Annotated in this window: 21 protein-coding genes; 6 read left to right on the plus strand and 15 right to left on the minus strand. The window is 62.6% G+C overall.

The annotated features are described in order from the left end of the window. Nucleotides 1-36: 36 nt before the first annotated feature. Nucleotides 37-1,179 carry a polyamine ABC transporter ATP-binding protein gene (potA, locus tag SFA35_RS15045; protein WP_320571336.1) on the minus strand — a complete coding sequence of 381 codons (1,143 nt, stop codon included), beginning with the start codon at nucleotides 1,177-1,179 and terminating at the stop codon, nucleotides 37-39. 340 nt (nucleotides 1,180-1,519) lie between these two features. Between potA and SFA35_RS15050 the strand changes: the two genes are divergently transcribed. Further along, on the plus strand, nucleotides 1,520-2,065 hold the full coding sequence (locus SFA35_RS15050) for a cupin domain-containing protein (protein WP_320571337.1): 546 nt from the start codon (nucleotides 1,520-1,522) through the stop codon (nucleotides 2,063-2,065). A gap of 48 nt (nucleotides 2,066-2,113) precedes the next feature. On the opposite strand, the gene SFA35_RS15055 is transcribed toward SFA35_RS15050, so the two are convergent. Continuing rightward, on the minus strand, nucleotides 2,114-2,524 hold the full coding sequence (locus SFA35_RS15055) for an NUDIX hydrolase (protein WP_320571338.1): 411 nt from the start codon (nucleotides 2,522-2,524) through the stop codon (nucleotides 2,114-2,116). A gap of 143 nt (nucleotides 2,525-2,667) precedes the next feature. On the opposite strand from SFA35_RS15055, the gene SFA35_RS15060 reads away from it, so the two are divergent. After that, the gene (locus SFA35_RS15060) at nucleotides 2,668-3,363 is read left to right on the plus strand and encodes an MgtC/SapB family protein (protein WP_320571339.1); all 696 of its coding nucleotides are present in this window, start codon (nucleotides 2,668-2,670) and stop codon (nucleotides 3,361-3,363) included. 2 nt (nucleotides 3,364-3,365) lie between these two features. Here SFA35_RS15060 and SFA35_RS15065 read toward each other — a convergent pair whose 3' ends face one another. From SFA35_RS15065 to SFA35_RS15105, 9 genes are all read right to left on the minus strand, one after another. Next, nucleotides 3,366-4,691 carry an LLM class flavin-dependent oxidoreductase gene (locus tag SFA35_RS15065; RefSeq protein WP_320571340.1) on the minus strand — a complete coding sequence of 442 codons (1,326 nt, stop codon included), beginning with the start codon at nucleotides 4,689-4,691 and terminating at the stop codon, nucleotides 3,366-3,368. Between the two features lie 15 nt (nucleotides 4,692-4,706). Further along, nucleotides 4,707-5,648: an aliphatic sulfonate ABC transporter substrate-binding protein gene (locus tag SFA35_RS15070; protein WP_320571341.1), complete on the minus strand. Its 942-nt coding sequence runs from the start codon at nucleotides 5,646-5,648 to the stop codon at nucleotides 4,707-4,709. A gap of 200 nt (nucleotides 5,649-5,848) precedes the next feature. Continuing rightward, entirely contained in the window at nucleotides 5,849-7,225 is a 1,377-nt protein-coding gene (locus tag SFA35_RS15075; RefSeq protein WP_320571342.1) for an L-serine ammonia-lyase, read from the minus strand. A gap of 103 nt (nucleotides 7,226-7,328) precedes the next feature. After that, complete coding sequence (locus tag SFA35_RS15080) at nucleotides 7,329-8,108, minus strand: GGDEF domain-containing protein (RefSeq protein ID WP_320571343.1); 780 nt, start codon at nucleotides 8,106-8,108, stop codon at nucleotides 7,329-7,331. A 26-nt stretch (nucleotides 8,109-8,134) separates the two neighbouring features. Further along, the gene (locus tag SFA35_RS15085) at nucleotides 8,135-8,521 is read right to left on the minus strand and encodes a DUF1987 domain-containing protein (protein ID WP_320571344.1); all 387 of its coding nucleotides are present in this window, start codon (nucleotides 8,519-8,521) and stop codon (nucleotides 8,135-8,137) included. 21 nt (nucleotides 8,522-8,542) lie between these two features. Then, a complete protein-coding gene (locus SFA35_RS15090; protein WP_414058403.1) occupies nucleotides 8,543-9,112 on the minus strand; it encodes a SiaB family protein kinase in 570 nt (189 codons plus the stop codon). Then, on the minus strand, nucleotides 9,109-10,368 hold the full coding sequence (locus SFA35_RS15095) for a SpoIIE family protein phosphatase (RefSeq protein ID WP_320571346.1): 1,260 nt from the start codon (nucleotides 10,366-10,368) through the stop codon (nucleotides 9,109-9,111). The genes SFA35_RS15090 and SFA35_RS15095 overlap by 4 nt, the downstream gene beginning before the upstream one ends. Before the next feature lie 139 nt (nucleotides 10,369-10,507). After that, a complete protein-coding gene (locus tag SFA35_RS15100) occupies nucleotides 10,508-11,665 on the minus strand; it encodes an NAD(P)-dependent oxidoreductase (RefSeq protein ID WP_320571347.1) in 1,158 nt (385 codons plus the stop codon). Between the two features lie 339 nt (nucleotides 11,666-12,004). Next, nucleotides 12,005-12,202, minus strand: a complete 198-nt coding sequence (locus tag SFA35_RS15105) for a hypothetical protein (protein ID WP_320571348.1) — start codon at nucleotides 12,200-12,202, stop codon at nucleotides 12,005-12,007. Nucleotides 12,203-12,850: 648 nt separating this feature from the next. Here SFA35_RS15105 and SFA35_RS15110 point away from each other — a divergent pair. The 3 genes from SFA35_RS15110 (at nucleotide 12,851) to argE (ending at nucleotide 16,045) form a co-directional block, all read left to right on the plus strand. Then, on the plus strand, nucleotides 12,851-14,008 hold the full coding sequence (locus tag SFA35_RS15110) for an acyltransferase (protein WP_320571349.1): 1,158 nt from the start codon (nucleotides 12,851-12,853) through the stop codon (nucleotides 14,006-14,008). A gap of 204 nt (nucleotides 14,009-14,212) precedes the next feature. Next, nucleotides 14,213-14,887 (plus strand): DUF1028 domain-containing protein, encoded by a 675-nt coding sequence (locus SFA35_RS15115; RefSeq protein ID WP_320571350.1) that lies wholly within the window; start codon nucleotides 14,213-14,215, stop codon nucleotides 14,885-14,887. Beyond that, complete coding sequence (gene argE, locus SFA35_RS15120) at nucleotides 14,888-16,045, plus strand: acetylornithine deacetylase (RefSeq protein WP_320571351.1); 1,158 nt, start codon at nucleotides 14,888-14,890, stop codon at nucleotides 16,043-16,045. An 11-nt stretch (nucleotides 16,046-16,056) separates the two neighbouring features. On the opposite strand, the gene SFA35_RS15125 is transcribed toward argE, so the two are convergent. From SFA35_RS15125 to gnd, 4 genes are read right to left on the minus strand one after another with little or no spacing between them, the layout of a single operon-like run. Continuing rightward, on the minus strand, nucleotides 16,057-17,853 hold the full coding sequence (locus SFA35_RS15125) for a glycoside hydrolase family 15 protein (protein ID WP_320571352.1): 1,797 nt from the start codon (nucleotides 17,851-17,853) through the stop codon (nucleotides 16,057-16,059). Nucleotides 17,854-17,879: 26 nt separating this feature from the next. Beyond that, complete coding sequence (locus SFA35_RS15130) at nucleotides 17,880-18,713, minus strand: HAD family hydrolase (RefSeq protein ID WP_320571353.1); 834 nt, start codon at nucleotides 18,711-18,713, stop codon at nucleotides 17,880-17,882. Beyond that, a complete protein-coding gene (zwf, locus tag SFA35_RS15135; RefSeq protein WP_320571354.1) occupies nucleotides 18,710-20,218 on the minus strand; it encodes a glucose-6-phosphate dehydrogenase in 1,509 nt (502 codons plus the stop codon). Before zwf ends, SFA35_RS15130 begins: the two co-directional genes overlap by 4 nt. Continuing rightward, the gene (gene gnd / locus SFA35_RS15140) at nucleotides 20,215-21,192 is read right to left on the minus strand and encodes a phosphogluconate dehydrogenase (NAD(+)-dependent, decarboxylating) (RefSeq protein ID WP_320571355.1); all 978 of its coding nucleotides are present in this window, start codon (nucleotides 21,190-21,192) and stop codon (nucleotides 20,215-20,217) included. Before gnd ends, zwf begins: the two co-directional genes overlap by 4 nt. A gap of 312 nt (nucleotides 21,193-21,504) precedes the next feature. On the opposite strand from gnd, the gene SFA35_RS15145 reads away from it, so the two are divergent. Then, complete coding sequence (locus SFA35_RS15145; RefSeq protein WP_320571356.1) at nucleotides 21,505-21,972, plus strand: SgcJ/EcaC family oxidoreductase; 468 nt, start codon at nucleotides 21,505-21,507, stop codon at nucleotides 21,970-21,972. The last annotated feature ends 349 nt before the right edge of the window (nucleotides 21,973-22,321 follow it).

The raw sequence follows: 22,321 nt of genomic DNA on the forward strand, positions 1-22,321 counted from the left end.
TCAGGCGATGGAGGGTGGACGGGCTGATTGAGTGGTTCATGCTCGCAACACCACCCCGCTGTCGTTTTCCCAGCAGACGAACACTTCGTCATCCCAGGTCGGCCGCGCGCCGCGCCGTTCGGCGTTGGCGGTGAACGACTGGACAATCTTGCCGCTCGGCAACTTGACGTAGAACACAGAATGGCCGCCCAGGTAGGCGATGTCATGCACGCTGCCGCGCGACCAGTTGTAGGTCTCGGTTGGCCGCTCAGTGGTCACCAGCAGTTTTTCCGGGCGGATGGCGTAGGTCACGGCCTTGTCCTGGGCGGCGGTGGACACCCCATGCCCGACGTAGATGTCGCGCTCCAGCTCGTTGCTGGCGATGATTGCGTGGCCTTCCATGTCTTCGATCACTTCGCCGTCGAACAGGTTGACGTTGCCAATGAACTCGCAGACCAGGCGGTTGCTGGGCGTTTCATAGATGTCGATGGGGCTGCCGGTCTGGGCGATCCAGCCCAGGTGCATGATGGCGATGCGCTGGGCCATGGTCATGGCCTCCTCCTGGTCGTGGGTCACCATCACGCAGGTCACGCCGACCCGCTCGATAATCTCCACCAGTTCCAGCTGCATCTGCTGGCGCAGCTTCTTGTCCAGCGCGCCCATGGGCTCGTCGAGCAGCAGCAGCTTGGGGCGCTTGGCCAGCGAGCGGGCCAATGCCACGCGCTGACGCTGGCCACCGGAAAGTTGATGGGGTTTGCGCCGGGCATACTGGGTCATGTGCACCAGCTTGAGCATTTCCTCGACCCGTGCCTCGATCTCGCTAGCCGGCAGGCGGTCCTGCTTGAGGCCAAAGGCAATGTTCTGCGCCACGGTCATGTGCGGAAACAGCGCGTAGGACTGGAACATCATGTTGATGGGCCGCTCATAGGGCGGCATTTCGGTGATGTCCACGCCATCGAGGTAGATGCGCCCCTCGGTCGGCCGGTCGAAGCCGGCGAGCATGCGCAGCAGCGTGGACTTGCCGGACCCGGAGCCGCCCAGCAGGGCGAAGATCTCGCCTTGGCGAATCTCCAGGGAGACGTCATCCACAGCGGTGATTTCATCGAATTTCTTGGTCACTCGATCGATCTTGACCAGCACCTTGCTGGTCGGCAGACCGCCTTCGAGGGCCTTCCTGTGCTGACTGGAGGCATTTGCCATTTGAAGTCCCACCCCTTCTCTGGAGCGACGCCTTGAGCGCGCTTATTGTTTTCGGCAGCTTATCCTCGTTGATTTTATTTGACAACATTTTGTAAAGAATTCCCCACGAAGGCGATTGGCATCCTGCACAGGGCCATGCAGGCGTTGATGCGGAAAGGATTTATCAGGCGCATCGGCGTAGCAGGTCTGCGGAAACTGCACGGATGAAAATTATATTTAACGAACAAAAGATCCCGGCTAAAACGCCATTAGCGCTGCCCGGACGATGTGATTTAATAGCCGCCGGCGCGCGGCTGCCCATCGAAGGCCAGCCGCCTCAACGGCAGAACATAAGGCGGTTATGGATACGGGATCACGGCTCAAACTGGTTCGCGAACGGCATCAGCTTTCCCAGCGCGAGCTGGCCCGCCGCAGTGGCGTCACCAATGCAACCATCTCGTTGATCGAACAGAATCGCGTCAGCCCCTCGGTCAGCTCGCTGAAGAAACTGCTCGAAGGCATCCCCATGTCGCTGGCCGACTTCTTCACCTTCGACGAGCCGCCGCAGCAGGAACGCTATGTGTTCCGCGCTGGCGAACAACCGGACCTTGGCCGCAACGGGCTGCGCCTGCTGCTGGTCGGTGCCCCGGTGCCCGGGCGGCAGATGCGCTTTCTGCGCGAGGTGTATGCGCCGGGTGCAGGCTCCGGCGAGCCGATCGTGCACGCCGAAGGCGAGGAATGCGGGCTGGTGACCCGCGGGGTGATCGAGATGACCGTGGACGGCAACGTCAGCGTGCTCAACCCGGGGGATGGCTACTACTTCCCGACCACCCTGCCCCACAGCTTTCGCAACATTGGCGCCGACGAGGCGGAAATCATCAGCGCCAATACGCCGGCCAATTTCTGATCGAGCGGCAAGAACCTCCTCGGGGCTTAGCCCCGAGCTTTGCAAAGGTCAGAAAGCCGCGCGATTGACATCCGCCTCGCAGCGCTTGAGCAGGGTCCTGATCGATCCAAGAATCTTGCGCTTGCCCAGGTCTTCGGCGGTGAACCAGCGGCAATCGGCAATCTCGTTGCACGGCCGTGGTTCCTGCTGCGCCGGCAGCTGGCTCTCGAACAGGTAATGAATCACCCGCGCCTCGGCGTATTCCGACACATACACCAGGTTGTCCAGCGCCACGCCGGTTTCTTCGGCCATCTCGCGCATGGCCGCCTGCAAGGGCGTCTCGTCGGACTCGACGCGCCCGCCTGGCAAATTCCATTTGGCCTTGTGCTTGCGCACGAAAAGAATCTGGTCGTCCCGGCGAAAAATGACCGTCGCCCGGCGCTTTGGAGCCTTTGCCTTGCTGAGTACGGATGCGCTCATGGTGTACCTCGAACGACTGCGGCCGGGTCTATATCTAATTTACAAAAAATCGTCATCAAACTGTCACAAACACTCAGAAGCACAGAGCGTGCCGCAAGTCACGGCTGAACGAAGCTTATTGCCGAGCGGTCAACATAAATCCCATGGACCACGAGGCCAACGCCATGCTTACCGACTGGGAAATGTGCATCCGCCTTCTGTTATCGGCCGCACTGGGCAGTCTTATAGGGCTGGAGCGTGAACGGTTGCTGTGGGCTGCCGGGCTGCGCACGCACATGCTGGTGTGCGTGGGCTCCTGCCTTTTGATGATCGTTTCATCGTTTGGTTTCCAGGATGCCCTGGCAATGGCGCACACCGAGCTGGACCCCTCACGGGTAGCCGCCCAGGTGGTCTCGGGGATAGGGTTTCTCGGTGCAGGCTCGATCCTGCTGCGCGGCGAGGTGATCAAGGGCCTGACCACCGCCGCCAGCCTGTGGACGGTGGCCGCCATCGGCCTGGCCGTGGGCGGCGGCCTCTATGTGGTCAGCAGCGCCGCGACCTTTATCATCCTGCTGATTCTGGTGGCGATCAAGCCCATGGAGAAGCTGGTGCGTAACCATGTGCAGGTGCATGTGCTCAAGCTGGTCGCACCGTCACGCGCCTTGACCCTGAGCACGGTCAACGAAGTGCTGGGCAACCGCTCGAGCAAGGTCAAGCAGTTCATTGTCGAGAAGGGCCCCAGCGACGACACCGACAGCGTCACCATCGAACTCAAACGCACCTCGGGGGCGCAGGCCGAGCAGATTCTTGCGCAACTGTTGAGCATCGACGGGGTGCAGGAAGACGGCTCGGTCCAGTAGGCTCAGTCCTTCAGCTCGGCCAGGCCCAGGTGTTCGCGCAAGGTCGAGCCCTCATAGGCGGTGCGAAACAACCCCTTGCGCTGCAGATGGGGAATCACGCTTTCAACGAATTCGCTGAACGAGCCTGGCAGCCAGGCTGGCGAAATGACGAAGCCGTCGCAGCCACCCCCTTCGAACATCTGTGCCAGTTGATCGGCGATCTGCGCCCCGGTACCCACCAGTTGCGGCACCCGCACGCTGCTGGCAAAAATGCGACCGAGCTCTTCGAGCGTTGTCTCTGCCCCTTGCATCAATAATTTTTCCGCCGCTGCCGGAGGGATCGACGGTGAGCGGGCAATGTCGGCAAGGGTCGCCGACAACGGAAAAGGCGACAGGTCGACGTTCAACTGTGACGCCAGGGTGACCAGGCCCAGCTCGGGGCGCGCCAGCGCATTGTGCTGGTCGCGCTTGGCGCGCGCCTCGGCTTCGCTGCCGCCAACGAACGGCATCACCGCCGTCAGCACCTTGCAGCTGTCAGCCGTACGGCCCTGCTGCACCACCTGATTGCGCACGTCCTCACGGAACGCGTGCATGGCCTTGAGGTGCGGATGAATGGTGAAGATTGCCTCGGCCCAGCGCGCGCCGAAACGTCGACCGCGGCCGGACGAGCCTGCCTGGATCAACACCGGGCGGCCCTGGGGCGTGCGGGGGATATTCAGCGGACCCTCGACCTTGAACCACTCGCCATGGTGGCTTAGCGAATGAATCTTCGCCGGGTCGGCCAGCACCCCACTTTCGCGGTCGAGCTTCAGCGCGTCACGCTCCCAGCTGCGCCAGAGCTTGAGCGCGACTTCGACAAACTCGTCGGCGCGGTCGTAGCGCAGGTCGTGTTCCAGGTGCTTGTCCTTGCCGAACAGGCGTCCTTCGCTGTCGTTCATCGAGGTGACGATATTCCACGCCGCCCGGCCCCTGGACAGGTGATCGAGGGTGGCGAACTCGCGGGCGATGTGGGCCGGCTCGTAGTAGGTGGTCGAGCGAGTCGCGCCGAGGCCGAGCTTGCGCGTCTGCCCCACCAGGTAGGAGAGAATCGGCAAAGGGTCCAGCCGCGTGGCGTCCTGGGCGCCATAGCGCAGGGCGAGTTCGCGCGAACCGCCCATCTGGTCGCCGACCGCCAGACGGTCGGCGAAAAAGAGAAAGTCGAACAGGCCCTCCTCCACCACCCGCGCGGTACGTGCGTAATACTCCGGGTCAAGGTAGTTGCCCAGCGTCTCGGGATGGCGCCACACGGCGTGGCTATGAATCACCGGGCCCGTGAGCAGAAAGGCAGACAGGTGAATTTGACGGCTCATGTTCAGGTCTCGGGGCTAGTGGCTGTTGGGAGTCCAGACGGAAATGGCGTCGATCTTCAGCGGTTTGGGAATCAGCCTGGCCTGGTAGTAGGTATCGGCGATGCGCTGCTGCTCGGCCAGTTCGTCAACCTTGACCGGAACGATGTCGTAGCTGCGCCGCGAGTTGGCCAGCTCGACGGTTTGCGGCGCGATGTTGCCCCACAGCGGGCCAAGCTCCCTGGCGGCTTCCTGCGGATGGCTCTTGACCCACTGGCCGGTCTGGCGAAGGGTGTCGAACACCACTTGCAACACCTCCGGGTGGGCCGTGGCGAAGGTCGTGGTCGCCAAGTAGAAGCGGTTGTAATTGGCCACGCCATCGCTGCCATCGCTGAGCACGCGCACGTGGTGCTCACGCTGCTGGGTGGCGAGGAACGGGTCCCAGATCGACCAGGCGTCGACGTTGCCACTGGAAAACGCAGCGACTGCATCCGGCGCTTCCAGGTAGCGCGGGGTGATGTCGTCGAGGGTCAGGCCGGCTTTCTTCAGCGCCGACACCAGCAGGAAGTGACTGCCCGAGCCTTTGGACACGGCGACGGTCTTGCCCTTCAGATCAGCGAGGCTGTGGATCGGCGAATTTTCCGCGACGATGATTGCCTGGGCGCCCGGCGAAGGCGCTTCGCGGGCGTAATAGGTCAGGGGCGCATTGGCCGCCTGGGTGAACAAGGCGAACGCGTCCGCCACATCGGCGTGCAGGTCGACGCTGCCAGCGTTCATGGCACTGAGCAGCCCGCTGCTGAACTCGTGCCAGTTGACGGTAAAGCCCAAGGGCTTGAGGCGCTCCTGCAACTGACCGTTGTTTTTCAGCAGAATCCACAAGGTAGAGGAGCGCTGATAACCGATATCGAGGGTCTGCTCGGCATGGGCGGCCACCGCGCCGAGCATCAGGCTGGCGGCCAGGAAGAGTTTCTTGAAGGTCATGGGCTCTATCGCGAACGGTCGGGTTCCAGGTAGATTCCATTATAAAAGCTAATAGGCATTATGAAAGAAACGTATAAATCTAAGCTTATGCACATCGCTGCGGGACCGAGCCTGCTCGGGAAGACATCAGCGAACCCTAACGTCGAATCGCGGCTGGCTTTTCCCGAGCGAGCTCGGTCCTAGAGGTTTTCGTCAGATCTTCAGCACTCGACGAAGCTCACCGCCAACCCCCCACGCGAAGTTTCCTTGTACTTGTCGTGCATGTCCGCACCGGTGTCGCGCAGGGTGCGGATGGCGTGGTCCAGTGAGATGAAATGCTCGCCGTCGCCGCGCAGGGCCATCTGCGCGGCGTTGATGGCTTTCACCGCAGCGATGGCATTGCGTTCGATGCAGGGCACCTGGACCAGCCCGCCGACCGGGTCGCAGGTCAGGCCAAGATTGTGCTCCAGGCCGATCTCGGCAGCGTTCTCGACCTGCCGCGGGCTGGCGCCGAGAATCTCGGCCAGGCCGGCCGCCGCCATGGCGCAGGCCGAACCGACCTCGCCCTGACAACCAACCTCGGCCCCGGATATGGAAGCGTTCTTCTTGCACAGAATGCCCACCGCAGCAGCGGCCAGGAAGAAGCGCACGATGTCGTCGTCGCAGGCATCGGGATTGAACCGCACGTAATAGTGCAGCACTGCCGGGATGATGCCCGCCGCGCCGTTGGTGGGCGCCGTCACCATGCGTCCGCCGGCGGCGTTTTCCTCGTTGACCGCCAGCGCGAACAGATTGACCCACTCCATGGCGCTCAGGGTCGAACCGATGACATTGGGTTTGCCCGCCGCCTGCAGGCTCTGATGCAGGCGATGGGCTCGGCGCCGCACATTCAGCCCGCCGGGCAGCACGCCCTGCTCTTCCAGGCCCTTGCTGACGCAGGCCTGCATGGTGCGCCAGAGCGCAAGGATAGCGCTGCGGATCTGCGCTTCGTCACGCCAGGCGCGCTCGTTGGCCAACATCAGCTGGGAAATGCTCAGACCGTGCTGCTGGCACAACGCGAGCAACTGCGCGGCGCTGGAGAAATCATAAGGCAGGACCGTGCGGTCCGCGTCGAGGACGCCGCTGGCGGCCTGTTCGGAGCCGACGATAAACCCACCCCCGACTGAATAGTAGGTTTCTTCGAACAACTCGCCAGTGGCACCGAATGCGCTGAACGACATGCCATTGGGGTGATACGGCAGACTCTCTTCCAGCAAAAGCAGGTCGCGCGTGCAGACGAACTGCACCTCGTGCACGCCTGCCAGCACCAGGCGCTGCTCGCCAGTGACCCGCCCCAGGCGCGCGCCCATGGCTTGCAGGTCGACGCTGTCGGGCAACTCGCCCATCAGCCCCATCAGCACCGCGCGGTCACTGCCATGGCCGACCCCGGTCGCCGCCAGCGAGCCATACAGGCGCACCTCGACTCGGTGGACCTTGGCCAGAAGCTGGCTACGCTGCAGCTCGCCAACGAACGCCGCACCGGCGCGCATCGGGCCAACCGTATGGGAACTGGAGGGACCGATACCGACCTTGAACATGTCGAACACACTGATAGCCATCGCACGCCTTCGCTGTCGCTGGGCGCTCGAACAGGCGCCACACTGCGCACCATCTTTGGGCATCGGCCATTGCAAGGACAAACGAAAGTTGCTCAAGCGACGTTTAGCTTGGCTGATCGATCGCCTCGCTGCGCGGCGCCAATGCCGCCTGTACGGCATTACGGCCGGCTCGCTTGGCCTGGTACAGCGCGGCATCGGCCATGCCATAGGCGGTGTCGAAATGCGTGCCGGCCGCACAGGCGCTGATGCCGAAGCTGGCCGTCACCTGGCGCTCGACCGGGGCCGCGAAGCGGTGCTCGGCAATCGCCCGGCGCATCGCCTCGGCCAGCGTCAGCCCCTGCGCCAGGCTGCCACCGGGGACCAGTACGGTGAACTCCTCGCCGCCGACCCGGCCGACCAGGCCGGTATCGCCGACGATGCGTCGCAGGCAGTCGACGATGCCGCGGATGACCGCATCGCCCGCCGGGTGACCGAACTCGTCGTTGATCCGCTTGAAATGGTCGATGTCCAGGACGATCATCACCGCCCCACACCGGGCCAGCGCCTGCACCGATTTTTCGATGATCGCGCCGCGGTTGAGAATGCCGGTCAGGGCATCATGGGTCGCACGGTATTCCAGCTGCTGGGCCAGGGTGTTGAGCTGCAGGTTGAGGCTGTTCATCTCGCGCTCGGCGCGGTCGCTGCGGCCGATCAGCCGCCGCGTTTCGCGCATCAGGCGCTCGAAGTGGCCGGTCAGTTCCAGCAACGATGCGCGGTACACCGAGGCCTCGGCATCCTCCAGACCGGCGATCGCGCGGGCGCGCTGCACCGCCTCGTTCTCGCTCTCGAAAAGGTCTGGCGCATCGTTCACGGCTACCTCCCGCGCAGCGGCTGAAGTCAACATGGCGTGTGTCCTTGTCGGTTCGACGGTCAGGTGTTTACCGGATGATCGGTGAAGTGGATGGCCTGGAAATCCGCCTGCAGCTCTTCGCCGAACTCGAAAATGGTCTCGTCTTCGGCATCGTGATACCAGTTCATCAACACCTGGTTGCCCGCCTGGGCCGCTTCGTCCAGGGCATCGAACAGGCTGAAGAGCATCTTGGTGCTGGAGCTGTTGAAGTACGACAGGGCAATGTCGGTGGTGATGCGCTGGCTGCTGCAGGTGCCCAGGTAAGTGCGCAACTGCTGGATGATCGGCAGATAGAACGCCGCCGCGTTCTCCGGGTACGACTCGCCCTTGAGACTGAGCTGGTGCTCGTCGAAGCGAAAGTCGACTTGCGGGGAGGTGGCGGTGGCAGCGATGAACAGGTTATCCATGGTAAAGATCGTCCTTCAACTTCAGATAATTGCCTTGAGGCAGAACAGCGTGGTGCCTGGGTCGTCGGAGCGGGCCTGGAAGGCGAACTCCAAAGGCTCGCTGGCATCACGGGCCATGGTCAGGAAACCCAGGCCGGCCCCCTTGCTGTCGTCAGGGGTGTCGGCGCGCAAGGTGGTCTTGTAGGCCTGTTTGATCTGCTCCAGCGACATGTGGCACAGCGGCTCGAGCTTGTTGCGCAGGCGCTCGACCTCGAAGGTGGCGATCGGGTTGGCGCACAGCATGTAATGGCGGTCGCCTTTCACGCTGATGCACACCGCACCCTGGCGCAGGGAAGGCTGCTCGACGAAATCCTCGCTCAAGGCGTCCGAGGAGTAGTGAATGATGTTCTGCGACAGCTCGACGAACGAGGAAAACAGCTTGCGCCGGGTCGGCCCGCTGACACCGGATACCTCCAGCTGCAGCTTGACCACCTCGGACATGGCCGCAACGATGCTGTGGGAGAAATAGCCCTTGTGGTAGAAGATCACGTTGCGTTGCTGGGCAAGGTCCAGGAACGAGCAATCCTGATCGGCCAACGGTGAGTTCATCAATGGTCTTCCTGGGCGAAGGTCTGGGGAATTCGGGCGCAGAAAAAGGTCAGGTCGTCGCGACGGTTCTGCTCGCCCTGCCACTGGGCCAGCGCTCGCTGCAGAGCCAGACCGATCTGCGCGGTAGGTTGGTCGCGGTGCGCAATGATCAGGTCACAAGCCCGGCGCTTGCCGAAGGCGATGTGCCGGGGGCCGCCGATCTGGTCGGTCATGCCGTCGGTGGTGATGAACAGCAGGGTGCCGGGGGTGATGGCGACTGTGCAGTGCTGCCATTGGTAGTCGGCGTCGCTGTCCACGTAGCCGACGCCCATGCGCTGGCCGGCCACGGTCTCGAACTGCTCGGCACCTGGCGGCAACACGTGCAGGGAAACCCGGGCGCCAGCGAAGCTGAGCTCGCGGCGCGCGCTGTCGAACCAGAAAAAACCGGCATCGAGGCCGTCGTCCGATTCCGGGCTGTCGTCTGCGCCCTGGGTCTGCCCGAGCAGGCCCTTGACGCTGCGATTGACCGCCGACAGCAAGGCGGCAGGATGGCGCGGGCCGTGCTGGTCCAGTGCCTGGGTCAACGACGAAGAGGCGATCATGGTCATGAAGGCTCCCGGTACGCCGTGGCCAGTGCAGTCGGCGACCGCGCCGAACCAGCCATCGGCATGGCGGGCGAAGTGATAGAAGTCGCCGCCCACCACATCGCGCGGCTCCCACACCAGCACGGCGTCGCGCAACGTGGCCGCCAGGGCCTCGCGCGAGGCGCGCAGCATGGCGCGCTGGATGACGCTGGCGTATTCGATGCTTTGCATGGTCTGGCGGTTCTTTTCGGCTTGCAGCTCGGCCACCACCGCCATCAGCTGCAGGCCGTTGCCCAGACCGGCGAACAGACCGTCACGGGTGACGATGAAGCCGTCGGCCAGGGCCTTCTCGCCGGACTCCACTGTCTTGAACGTCAGCGCCTCGATCGACATCGCGGCATCGACGATCAGCGGCTCCTTGTCCATGAAGGCAATGCAGCTCTTGCGATCGTAGAGTTCGCGGTGGAACGGCCGGCTCATCTGCGACATGAAGATATTGCGGTTGATCAGGCCGATTGGCCGGCCTTTCTCGACCACTGCCAAGCAGACCATATCCTTGTGCGCTGAGAAGATCTCCATCACCGTCGTGTTGGTTCCCGTCGACTCGAGGGTTGGTACCTCGACGCACAGATCACCCGCGCACCGCCGATGCCGAGGCACCTCGGGGCGGTTGAAGGCCGCTAGTGTGGAATGCATGACAACACCATCGCGCAGGCTTGGAAAAAGGCAGCCTAGCGCCGTGATGTTAAGCTGATATTACAATGACACCCCCCCTCAGCGAAAAAATCCGAAAAAAAGCCCCGACAGGCGGGGCTTCATTTCCAGGCAGCTGCACTTACACGCGGATTTCTGCGGCCTGCGGCACGATGATGCTGGGGAACTCCCGCTGCGCCTGGCGCTGCGCCAGGACGATTTCCAAGGCGCGGCTGTGGGGGATCTCGACATCGTCGAAGGTCAGGATCTGACCGGGCTCGACGGCGCGGCGCAGTACTGCATTGTTGAGCATGCCGATCGGCACGTGGTCCGGGTTGCGCTCCAGCAGCACCGCTTCACCACGCAGCTGGTAGCCGCCGATGCCGCGCACGATCTTGTCGCCCAGCTTGAGCGCATGCTTGGCGATGGCAGCCACGCCCAAGGTCGGCGTGGTGGAGTTGTTCAGCAGCACGCCACCGCCGTTGATGACCCGGCGCAGGGTCTTGCCGACTTCCAGCGAACACAGGTGGAATGGACGCAGCAAGGTGTAGTAAGGGCCGCCACCGAGCTTGAAGTACTCGATGGCCTTGGTCTGTTCCTCGTCGTGACGACCCACCACGAACACGCCACCCGCCGAGTAGCCTTTTGGCATGATGTAGTCGACGATCGGGTGGCCGTGGTCATCGGCGATCTTGCCCAGCACGTTGCCGGTGGCCATCAGCTCGGTGGAGTCGAGCCCTTGCAGGCCCTGCTGGGTAATGGTGGCGCCCAGCCCGTTGCCCACCAATACCTGTTCGATCTGCACCTTGGTGCCATCGGTGAAGGAAATGGTCTGGTCGATGCTGGTGCCCTGGCGTTCTGCCCAGTAGGCCATATCGGCGGCGTTGGGGTTATGGTTCAGGTAGCCCTTCATGTTGCCATAGACCAGCGGGGTGAACCCCATGGCCAAGGCTTCTTCATGCAGAGCCGCCAGGGAACCTGGCTGATCGCCTTCGCCTTCGGTGAGAAACCCCTGGCCGGCCAGGTAGGAACCGGTGGTGACCTGCAATTCGGCGTTGATGGTAATGACCTTGAGGCCGGCGGCAAAGGCGCGCTCGATCACCTCGGTGCCATGGCAGACGTCGCCGCTGCATTCGATGATCAGGTCGGAGTTATCCACCAGATCATTCAATGAGTTGGTCAATACGGAACTCAGGGGAAAATCCTGAAGCGTATCAAGTGGCCGACGAGTCAGAATTCTGGTGATCTGGATATCGTTATAGTGCTTGGCAACCATGCGCACCAAAGCCAACGAAATCATGCCTGTACCACTAATACCAACGCGCGTAATCGATGATCTGTCCATGGGCCTTCAAAACCTTCAAAGTTTGGGAGTAACAGGCTCTTGCCCAACAAAGTTGGCGGCCCTTGATTTTCATGCTGAGCACTACGCAGTTACTCTCGCGTGGCGTACCCATCAATATTCAGTGCTTTATGGACCCTACTGCCGAATCAGGAGTTGATGCCGGCCGATACATCGTCACGCGTCAGCGCCGCGCTCCAGAAATCCGAGAGCCGCCATAGTGGCTAAGTGCTCTGACGGACGACCTGCGCGCGAGTTCAAAATTTTTGATAAAAAAATTTCAAGGACTTACGAAGCCTAGCTGGCCGTCGCCGAAAAAGCCGTCAAATCATTGTCGCCAACTTTAAGCGCGGCGGCGGCCAGCAATTCCACTGGCACCTGGACGCTTTCGACGACGCTTGGGACAGCCAGCCCGTGCTCGTCGAGCAGGACTTCACGAGCTGAATAACCATCGACGAAGACAACGGTACGGTTGAAGGGAGAGTTTTCGTTCATGACAATTGCCTCATGCAAAAAAGTAGAACAGTTGAGCGTCAATGCCTTGTCCGTATGAACCGCATACGGACGGCTGGTTGAGTGCCTGACTCAAGCAGACAACGCCTCATTGAAAAAACGCGATCACCTCGATCGTCAGACACGCGCACCCGCCTCCACAAAAACGAAAATCCGTTTGGAAAACGAGTCAGGAGGATGGTGGCTTCGGTAACTACTCGGGGACCGTACAAACCTGTGACGTCGCAAACTGCCGAACGTGCCAAGGGCCGGTAAATTATTTTCACGCTCCTGGCGGCGATTTAATGGCCGTCGCCGGGAGGAAGTCAACAGTTTGAGAGGGCCTCATGTCGGATTTTTTGACGCAACCATGATGGCATTTTCAAATGTCGCACCTATCTCGTTGTTTTTCTTATAAATTCACTCAAAAACTCAGCATGACACGACTTAAATTTCATGCTGATAAGGGCGCACGTTCTGAAAAAGGGGCTGTCCGAGCCGTTTGTCGGGGGTTGTTTGCCAGTAATTTGGCAAGGGGCCACTATGCCGCCCAGAGTCACCGTGAATGGAATGACCGTCAGGCGCGCGGACAGGTAGGCCTCCTGTCTCGACATACGCGTGGGCCGTGACTATGAATGCCAGGATTGCCCTATGAAAAGATTTGTCGTGCTCGATAGTTTCCGCGGCCTTTGCGCCCTGGCCGTTGTTCTGTTTCATACCTATGTTGTGCAAAGCATTGCCGAGCTGGAGTTTTTCAAGAACTCCTTTGTGCTCGTCGAGTTCTTTTTCATCCTCAGCGGTTTCGTCCTGTTCCATACCTATGGGCAACGACTGAACACCGGCAGCGACTTGAAGAACTTCTTCATCAGCCGCACCGCGCGCATCTTCCCTCTGCACTTGACCATGCTCGCGGTCTATCTCGTGTTGGAATGTGGACGCAAACTCGCGGAAAACAAAGGCTTCAGCTTCAACGAACCGGCCTTCAGCGGCGCCACGGCACCTCATGAACTGCTGCCCAATGCGCTGCTGCTGCAGTCCTGGCTGAACAACACCATCACCGGCTCATTCAACTACCCGTCGTGGAGCATCAGCATCGAGTACTACCTTTACTTGATCTTCGGCGCCCTTGCCCTGCTCGCCCGCAATAACAAGATCAAGATTTTCGCGGTGATTTCACTGGTTTCCTTCATCACTTTGTGGAACGGTGAAAGTTGGCTGAAACTGGAAATCTTCCGCGGCACTTCAAGCTTCTTCGCCGGTGCCTGCCTGTACCTGGTCTACAACCGGATCAAGGACCTTGACCTGCACGGCGTGGATTTCAACCTGCTGGAAATCGCCCTGGTGTTGGGCAGCTACCGCTTGATCGTGTCTTCCATCGACCACAAAGGTGTCTACGCAACGCTGCTGTTCTGCGTATTGATCCTGGTGTTTTCCTTCGAGCGTGGGGTGATCTCGCGTCTGCTCAGCCATCGGGTATTTCTCTGGCTCGGCAGCCTGTCGTTCTCCATCTACCTTACCCATGCAGCCATTCTGTTCGTCTACAAGAGCGGCATCATCGTGCTGGGCAAGCTGCTGCACACCGACTTCACCGAGACGCTGCAGGGCCATGACATGCCCGATATGATGAAGTACATCTCGACCCACAGCATGCTGCTGGATAACGGCATCGTGCTGCTGCAACTGGCAACGGTGCTCGCGGTGTCGGCCTTGACCTACAAGTACGTCGAACTCACCGGCATGCAACTGGGCAAGCGCCTGACTCGCAAGAAGAACATCACCCCGGACTCGATGCAGGGCGCGGCAAGCTGATCGCGCAGGAGGGGGCCAAGCGCCCCCTTCGTTCTTCACCGCCACTACCCTCCCCCGCTCAAGCCGCCGCACGATCCTCGGCCACTGCTCAGCCCTCGGCCACTGATTAGCCAAATTGTCATCGCTGCTTAGGCAAATCATGGTTTCGCCGCTCGCTCACCCCCCAGCACAATGGCGCTCACTCACAGCGCAAAGGACGCCCCCATGACGTTTTCCATTGTCGGCCGCTGCGCCACCACTGGCCAGCTGGGCATCGCCATCAGCTCCTCGAGCATCGCCGTCGGCGCGCGCTGCCCCTGGTTGCAGCCCGGGGTTGGCGCCGTGGCGACCCAGAACATCACCCTGCCCGCCCTTGGCCCGGCAGTTCTCGAGCAACTGGAGGCCGGCGTGGCGCCCAGTGCGGCACTGGAGAAGGCTCTGGCCGGCCATGATTTCAGCCAGTTCCGCCAGCTGACCGCTATCGATCATCTAGGCCGCACGGCGCACTTCAGCGGCAGCCAGACCCTGGGCATCCATCACGCCCGCTCGGGCGAGCAATGCGTGGGGGCCGGCAACATGCTCGCGGCGCAAGGCGTGATCGACGCTCTGGTGGAAGGTTTCGAACACAGCCAGGGTCAGCTGGGTGACCGTCTGCTGGCGGCCATGCAGGCGGCCGTCACCGCCGGCGGCGAAGCCGGACCGGTACATTCGGCGGCGCTGCTGGTGGTCGGCGACGTCAGCTGGCCGATCGTCGATCTGCGGGTCGACTGGGCCGAACAAGATCCGATCAAACAACTCGCCGAGCTCTGGCAGGCCTATCGTCCACAACTGCAGGATTACCTTACCCGCGCCCTGGACCCGACCCAGGCGCCCAGCTACGGCGTACCCGGGGACCAATGAATGAACGATAGCCGCACCTTGCTGGCCCATCTGATCGGCTTCGACACCACCAGCCGCGAGTCCAACCTGCAACTGATCGAGTTCGCCCAGAACTACCTGCGCGGCCTGGGCGTGAGCTGTGAGCTGATTTTCAATGCAGAACGCAGCAAGGCCAACCTGTTCGCCAGCATCGGCCCGACGGACCGGCCCGGGGTCGTGCTCTCCGGTCACACTGATGTAGTACCGGTGGACGGCCAGGCCTGGACGGTGCCGCCGTTCGCCCTGACCGAGCATGACGGCAAGCTGTATGGCCGTGGCAGCGCCGACATGAAAGGCTACATCGCCTGCGTGCTGGCGGCCGTGCCGCGCCTGCTGGCCAGCGACCTGCAGATGCCGGTGCATATTGCCCTGTCCTACGACGAGGAAGTCGGCTGTCTGGGGGTGCGCTCGCTGCTGGCGGAACTGGCGCAGCGTCCGCACAAGCCGCTGCTGTGCATCATAGGCGAGCCCACCGAGCTCAAGCCGGTGCTCGGCCACAAGGGCAAGCTGGCGATGCGCTGCGACGTGCATGGCGCCGCCTGCCACTCGGCCTATGCACCGCTGGGGGTCAACGCCATTGAATATGCCGCCGAACTGATCGGCGAGTTGGGGCGTATCGGCAGCCGCTTGCGTGACCACCAGGATGCCCGCTTCGATCCGCCCTGGTCGACGGTGCAGACCGGCGTGATCGCCGGTGGCAAGGCGCTGAACATTGTGCCCGCCGACTGCCGTTTCGATTTCGAGGTGCGCACGCTGCCGGCCCATGACCCACGCAAGGTCGCCAGCCAGTTGCAGGATTACGCCGAACAGCAGTTGCTGCCGCGCATGCGCGCCGTGCATGCAGGCAGCCAGATCGCGTTCACCGAGTTGTCGACTTACCCGGGTTTGCTCACCGACCAACACAGCAAGGCAGCGCAGCTGATTGCCCGCTGCTGCGGATCGAGCGAATTCGGCACCGTGGCCTTTGGTACCGAGGGTGGGTTGTTCGACGCCATCGGGATTGCCACCGTGGTCTGCGGCCCGGGCAGCATGGACCAGGGGCACAAGCCGGATGAATTCGTCAGCGTGGCGCAGCTGGAGGCCTGCGACCAGATGCTTGCCAGGCTCACCGAGGCGTTGACGGCGGCGGTAGACTTGTAGCCCCGGCTGGATTACCCGGCCGTGGCCCGGGCTTGCACCGGGCACCAGGCGCGGTGCAGGTTCAACGCGGTATTGATGATGCCCAAGTGGCTGAACGCCTGCGGAAAGTTGCCAAGCATGCGCCCGGCGTGCGGGTCGTACTGCTCGGCGAGCAGGCCAACGTCGTTGCACAGCCCGCTCAGGCGCTCGAACAGCGCGCTGGCGTCCGCCGTGCGGCCCAGCAGCACGTAGGCATCGGCCAGCCAGAACGAACACACCAGAAAGGTACCTTCCCCAGGGCTCAGGCCATCGTCGGTGGCCTGGGTGTCGTAGCGCAGCAGCAGACCGTCGCGCAGCAGGCGCTGCTCGATCTGCGCCACCGTCGCCAGCACCCGGGGATCGTCGGGCGGCAGGAAGCCGGTCAAGACGATCTGCAGCAGGCTGGCGTCCATATGGCTGGAGCCGTAGGCCTGGACGAAACAACCCAGCGCCGGGTCGAGCGCGTGTTCGCAGACCTGGCGATGAATCTGGTCGGCGACCGCACGGCAATGTTCGGCGCGCAGCCTCCCGGCCGGTGTGTCATCGGCCGATTGTGCCCAGCGATCGAACGCGACCCAGGCCATGACCTTGGAATGGGTGAAGTGCTGCGGCTCACCGCGAATCTCCCAGAGACCGGCGTCGGGCTGGTGCCAGATCTTTTCCAGATACGGCTGCAGCACCTGGGAAATCGCCGAGCCGCGTGCGTGATGGGGCATGCCGCCCTTGCGCGCCTGGGTCATGGCGTCCACCACTTCGCCGTAGACGTCGATCTGCAACTGCCCCGCCGCCAGGTTGCCGATGCGTACCGGCCGGGACTGCTCGTAGCCGGCCAGCCAGGGCAATTCGTATTCCGGCAACCGTCGTTCGCCAGCCAGGCCGTACATGATCTGGATCTGCTCGGGGTTGCCCGCCACCGAACGCAGCAGCCAGTCGCGCCAGGCGCTGGCCTCTTCGTAATAGCCCAGGTTCATGAACGCCAGCAGGGTCATGGTGGCGTCGCGCAGCCAGCAGTAGCGGTAATCCCAGTTGCGCTCGCCGCCGATGCGTTCGGGCAGCGAGGTGGTCACCGCCGCGACGATGCCACCGGTGGGCCGATAGGTCATGGCCTTGAGGGTGATGAGTGAGCGCTTGACCAGCTCGGTCCAGGGGCCGACATCGGGGCAGCGGTCGGAAAATTCGCGCCAGAAGCGCTCGGTTTCCGCCAGCGCCTGCTCGCCGTCGAAGCCGTCGCGCAGGGGCAGATGCGATGGTTGATGCGCCAGAGTGAAGACGTGACGTTCGTGGGCTCGCACGACAAAGTGGCTACCGGTGCTCTGGTCCTTGGCGTGCAGCGAGGACGGGCTGCGCAGCACCAGCATTTCCGGCCCGGCTACGGCCGTGAGGGTGCGCGGTACGGCCTTTTCCACCCAGGGCACACTGTTGCCGTAGTCGAAACGAATGGCCAGGTCCATCTCGAACGGCACCTCGCCCTCCAGCCCCTCGACAATGCGCAACACGGCGCTTTGCTCGCCCATGGGCATGCAGTCGATCAGCCGGGCGCTGCCACTGGCCGTGTGAAAGGTGGTTTCCAGAATCAGCGTCCCGGCACGGTACTGCCGGCTGCGCTGGATCACCGGCTCACGCGGGGCGATCAGCCAGCGGCCGTTTTCGTGCTCGCCGAGCAAGGCCGCAAAACAGGCCGGGGAATCGAAGCGGGGGAAGCACAACCAATCCAGCGAACCATCCCGGGCGACCAGCGCGGCAGTCTTGCAGTTGCCGAGCAATGCGTAGTCTTCGATCAAAGCAGCCATGGGGTTACGACCTTGTGCGATACGGATCAGGAAGAAGAACGACCTCGGGGCAGGATCATCCGGGTAATGGCGTCGGCGGCGCCCTCTTCGGCATTGCTGCCGGTGACGGCGCTGGCATGGCGTTTGACCTCGTCACTGCTCTGCCCCATTGCCACCGAAAAGCCGGCGCGGCGAAACATCGGGATGTCATTGCCGCCATCGCCCAGGGCGGCGGTCTGCGCCAGGTCGACGCCCAGGTAATCGGCCAGGCTGGCCAGGGCATCGCCTTTGTTGGCCGCCAGGTCCGTGACGTCCAGGTAGTAATCCTGCGAGCGGGAGGCCAGCGCCCGGCCTTCGATGCGTGGCAGCAGCGCTTGCTCGAGCTTGATGAGCAGGTCGAAATCGGCGCTGGTGGCGACGATCTTGTCGACCCGGTCCAGATAGGGTTCGAAGCTGGGCACCACAACTTCGTCATAGCCCAGCACATCGCGTTCCTTCTGCATGTAGGCGGCGCTGCGGTCGCGCACCAGCCACTGGTCGTCGGCGAAAAGCCAGACCGCCACCGGATGCCTGGCGAACAGGGCCAGGGCAATACGTGCCGCGTCGGGGTGCAGGTGACTGACCTTTATATAGCTGCCGTCGGCAGCCATCAGCGTCCCGCCGTTGAAGGCGGCCACCGGCACCTCGATGCCCAGTTGGGCAATCTGCTTGCGCATGGCCAAAGGCGGCCGGGCACTGGCCAGGCTCAACGCCACCCCGGCCTCGCGCAGTTGCGCGAAGGCCGCCAGGGTCTTGTCGCCGAAGCTGTGGTCCGGGCGCAGCAGGGTGCCATCGATGTCGCTGAGTACCAGCCGGATGGGCAGCTGCGCCGCGCCACTCATCCGAGGCTGTGCCAGCTGCGGCCATCACGGGTCAGCAGCTCGTCGGCCGCCTCCGGACCATCCTCGCCGGCGGCGTAGGTCATGACCTGGCCACCCTCCTTCCAGGCATCCAGGTAGGGCTGCACCGCACGCCAGCCGTTCTCGATGTTGTCGGCGCGCTGGAACAGGGTCTGATCGCCCGTCATGCAGTCGTACAGCAAGGTCTCGTAACCGGTGGACGGGGTCATCTGGAAAAAATCCTTGTAGGCAAAGCCCAGCTCGACGTTTTCCATGACCAGTGCCGGCCCGGGCCGCTTGGCCTGCAGGTCGAACCACATGCCTTCATTCGGCTGGATGCCGATCTTCAGGTAGTTGGGTTTCAGACGGTCGATTTCGGTGTCGCGGAACTGCGCGTACGGCGCCTGCTTGAAGCAGATGGCGATTTCCGTGTCGCGCTGGCTCAGGCGCTTGCCGGTGCGCAGGTAGAACGGCACGCCGACCCAGCGCCAGTTGTCGATCAGCACCTTGAGCGCGACATAGGTCTCGGTCTGGCTCTGCGGATCGACCTTGGGCTCTTCGCGATAGCCCGCCTTGCCACCGGCACCTGCGGTGTACTGGGCGCGCACCGAGTTCTTCAGCGCGTCGGCCTTGGAGTACGGGCGAATCGCACCGATGACCTTGGCCTTTTCGCCACGCACCGCGTCAGCGCCAAAAGCCGCTGGCGGCTCCATGGCAACCATCGCCAGCAGCTGGAACAAGTGGTTGGGCACCATGTCGCGCAGGGCGCCTGTGCTGTCGTAGAAACTGCCGCGGGTCTCGACGCCGACGGTTTCCGCCGCCGTGATCTGCACGTGGTCGATGTAATGATTGTTCCAGAACGCCTCGAAGATGCCGTTGGAAAAACGGCTGATGAGGATGTTCTGTACGGTTTCCTTGCCCAGGTAATGGTCGATGCGATAGATCTGCGTCTCGCTCATCACGCTCAGCAGGTCGGCGTTGAGCGCCTGCGCCGTGGCCAGGTCCGAGCCGAAGGGCTTTTCGATGACCACCCGGCGAAATGCCTCCGGGGTCTCCTTGAGCAGATTGGCTTCGCCGAGGCGCTTGGCGACCTCGCTGAAAAAGCGCGGTGAGGTCGCCAGGTAGAACATGGCGTTGCCCGTACCGTTCTTTTCGATGCGCTCGCCGATGGCCTTGTACGTCGCCGGATCGGTGAAGTCACCGGTGATGTAGCTGATGCGCTTGGTCAGCTTCTCCCAGAGCGCCGGGTCGATGATCTGCCCTTCGTCCTCGCTGCCTTTGGCCTTGGCCTGCTCGATGATGAAAGCCTTGAGCTTTGCAGCGAAGTCGGCGTCGCTGACCTCGTTGTGGTCGACGCCGACGATGTGCAGACCGTTATCCACCAGGCCGTCGCGACGCAGGTTGTAGAGCGCCGGCATCAGCAGGCGCTTGACCAGATCACCATGGGCACCGAACAGAAACAGCGTGGTTGCCGGTGCGGCGTCGACCTTGGATTTGCCTCGGATCATTTTGGAACCTCGATATGGCCGCCGAAACCAAAGCGCATGGCTGACAGCATCTTGTCGCCGTAGGTGCTCTCCTGGCGGGAGCGGAAACGGGCGAACAGCGCGCTGGAGAGTACCGGTACCGGTACGGCCTGTTCGACGGCGGCGTCGATGGTCCAGCGGCCTTCACCGCTGTCCGACACCGAGCCGGAATATTTGCTCAGGGCCGGGTCACTGGCCAGCGCGTCAGCGGTCAGGTCCAGCAGCCAGGAAGAGACCACGCTGCCGCGACGCCAGACTTCGGCGATGTCGGCCATGTTCAGGTCGAAGCGCTCTTTCTCCGGCAACTCTGTGGAGTTCTTGCTCTGCAGAATGTCGAAGCCTTCGGCATAGGCCTGCATCAGGCCGTACTCGATGCCGTTGTGGATCATCTTGACGAAGTGGCCGGAACCCGCCGGGCCTGCATGAATGTAGCCACGTTCGGCACGGTCGTCATCGGACTTGCGGTCACGGGTGCGTGGAATGTCGCCCATGCCCGGGGCCAGGCAGTCGAACAGCGGGTCAAGGCGCTCGACCACGGCGTTTTCGCCGCCGATCATCATGCAGTAGCCGCGCTCCAGGCCCCAGACGCCGCCGGAGGTGCCCACGTCGACATAGTGCAACTGCTTGGCCTTGAGCGCTTCGGCGCGGCGGATGTCGTCCTTGTAGAAGGTGTTGCCGCCGTCGATGATCACGTCGTCGGCCTCGAGCAGGCCGCTCAACTGCTGGATGGTTTCTTCGGTGGGTGCGCCGGCTGGCAGCATGACCCACACGGCGCGCGGTGCCTGAAGCTTGGCGACCAGGTCGGCCAGGTCGCTGGCGCCGGTGGCACCCTCGCCGGCCAGGCCCTTGACCGAATCCTGGCTACGGTCGTAGACCACGGTGGTGTGTCCGCCCTGCATCAGTCTTCTGGCGATGTTGCCGCCCATACGGCCCAATCCAATGATTCCCAGTTGCATGCCGGTGCTCCAATTTGCAAATAAAGGTGTCTTGCACCTTGATGGTCGACCCATCTTCCCACCGTTAGTCCAGAGCCTTTGTTGATAAGTTTCCGGATCGGCGAGATGAAGGAATATTTCATGTTGCGTGCTATCTGAGGGCCGCCGCTCGACGCCCTGAAACGTTACATCCTGAATCACGCAAACAGCATAGTTTACCGTTCGTCGGCGCTAACTGCGACTAATCCCCATGGAATCTGCCCACGGTCCTTACCTAGACTGGCCGCGCCGCTTCACCGCACCCCGTGGTGAGCATTAGCGACAGGACCTCTCATGAAACTCCATCTGCCCCTTGCCACCCTGTTCCTGAGCATTGGCTGCGCCACTGCGCAGGCCGCAGACGTCGCCCCCACCGCGCAGTGCCAGACGGCCAGCGAAGCGGACATTCAAGCCCTGTTCGTGCGCTGGAACGACTCGCTGAAAACCGGCGACCCGCAGAAGGTAGTCGCCAACTACGCACCTGTCTCGGTGTTGCTGCCGACAGTATCGAACAAGGTGCGCCTGAGCGCCGAGGAAAAGGCCGACTATTTCACGGCGTTCCTGGCCAACCAGCCGCAAGGCCGCATCGACTCGCGCTCGATACTGCTGGGTTGCAACAGCGCCGTGGACGCCGGGCTGTACACCTTCACCTATGGCACCTCCGGCAAGACCGTGCAGGCCCGCTACAGCTACTCCTACGGCTGGGATGGCGCGCAGTGGCTGATCACCAGCCACCACTCTTCGGCGATGCCTGAAGGCTGAGTCGTCCGGCCCGCGAGCGAGCCCTTTCGAACCGTCGCCGCTCTCCCCTGTCCCATCCTGAAGCGCCCCGGATCCCAGAGCCTTTGCGTGCCTTCGGGGCGCGCTTGTGAAACCTCTCCTACACTGAAAATGGCGCCCGAATACCGTTCGAGAACTTCGTCACAAAAAAGTCGAAACTTCTGCAAACGCGGCCGGTCAGCTAAAGGGTAGGCCAATGCACTCGGCATGTTTCTCGCAGGGCTTCCTGTGCAGCAGCAGTCGGGCAAGGTTTGCCCACCCCACCTTCGTCAATTCACCGAGCGGCGCTGCAGCCGTTTCGTCCCGCGCCTGCGCGCCGGATGCGTGTGCG

It is taken from the genome of Pseudomonas sp. HR96 (assembly GCF_034059295.1).
GTDB lineage: Bacteria > Pseudomonadota > Gammaproteobacteria > Pseudomonadales > Pseudomonadaceae > Aquipseudomonas.

Excerpts from the sequence above, each read along its gene's own strand:
- potA (WP_320571336.1), bottom strand. The coding sequence starts at position 1,179 with ATGGCAAATGCCTCCAGTCAGCACAGGAAGGCCCTCGAAGGCGGTCTG.
- SFA35_RS15050 (WP_320571337.1), top strand. The coding sequence starts at position 1,520 with ATGGATACGGGATCACGGCTCAAACTGGTTCGCGAACGGCATCAGCTT.
- SFA35_RS15055 (WP_320571338.1), bottom strand. The coding sequence starts at position 2,524 with ATGAGCGCATCCGTACTCAGCAAGGCAAAGGCTCCAAAGCGCCGGGCG.
- SFA35_RS15060 (WP_320571339.1), top strand. The coding sequence starts at position 2,668 with ATGGACCACGAGGCCAACGCCATGCTTACCGACTGGGAAATGTGCATC.
- SFA35_RS15065 (WP_320571340.1), bottom strand. The coding sequence starts at position 4,691 with ATGAGCCGTCAAATTCACCTGTCTGCCTTTCTGCTCACGGGCCCGGTG.
- SFA35_RS15070 (WP_320571341.1), bottom strand. The coding sequence starts at position 5,648 with ATGACCTTCAAGAAACTCTTCCTGGCCGCCAGCCTGATGCTCGGCGCG.
- SFA35_RS15075 (WP_320571342.1), bottom strand. The coding sequence starts at position 7,225 with ATGGCTATCAGTGTGTTCGACATGTTCAAGGTCGGTATCGGTCCCTCC.
- SFA35_RS15080 (WP_320571343.1), bottom strand. The coding sequence starts at position 8,108 with ATGTTGACTTCAGCCGCTGCGCGGGAGGTAGCCGTGAACGATGCGCCA.
- SFA35_RS15085 (WP_320571344.1), bottom strand. The coding sequence starts at position 8,521 with ATGGATAACCTGTTCATCGCTGCCACCGCCACCTCCCCGCAAGTCGAC.
- SFA35_RS15095 (WP_320571346.1), bottom strand. The coding sequence starts at position 10,368 with ATGCATTCCACACTAGCGGCCTTCAACCGCCCCGAGGTGCCTCGGCAT.
- SFA35_RS15100 (WP_320571347.1), bottom strand. The coding sequence starts at position 11,665 with ATGATTTCGTTGGCTTTGGTGCGCATGGTTGCCAAGCACTATAACGAT.
- SFA35_RS15105 (WP_320571348.1), bottom strand. The coding sequence starts at position 12,202 with ATGAACGAAAACTCTCCCTTCAACCGTACCGTTGTCTTCGTCGATGGT.
- SFA35_RS15110 (WP_320571349.1), top strand. The coding sequence starts at position 12,851 with ATGAAAAGATTTGTCGTGCTCGATAGTTTCCGCGGCCTTTGCGCCCTG.
- SFA35_RS15115 (WP_320571350.1), top strand. The coding sequence starts at position 14,213 with ATGACGTTTTCCATTGTCGGCCGCTGCGCCACCACTGGCCAGCTGGGC.
- argE (WP_320571351.1), top strand. The coding sequence starts at position 14,888 with ATGAACGATAGCCGCACCTTGCTGGCCCATCTGATCGGCTTCGACACC.
- SFA35_RS15125 (WP_320571352.1), bottom strand. The coding sequence starts at position 17,853 with ATGGCTGCTTTGATCGAAGACTACGCATTGCTCGGCAACTGCAAGACT.
- SFA35_RS15130 (WP_320571353.1), bottom strand. The coding sequence starts at position 18,713 with ATGAGTGGCGCGGCGCAGCTGCCCATCCGGCTGGTACTCAGCGACATC.
- zwf (WP_320571354.1), bottom strand. The coding sequence starts at position 20,218 with ATGATCCGAGGCAAATCCAAGGTCGACGCCGCACCGGCAACCACGCTG.
- gnd (WP_320571355.1), bottom strand. The coding sequence starts at position 21,192 with ATGCAACTGGGAATCATTGGATTGGGCCGTATGGGCGGCAACATCGCC.
- SFA35_RS15145 (WP_320571356.1), top strand. The coding sequence starts at position 21,505 with ATGAAACTCCATCTGCCCCTTGCCACCCTGTTCCTGAGCATTGGCTGC.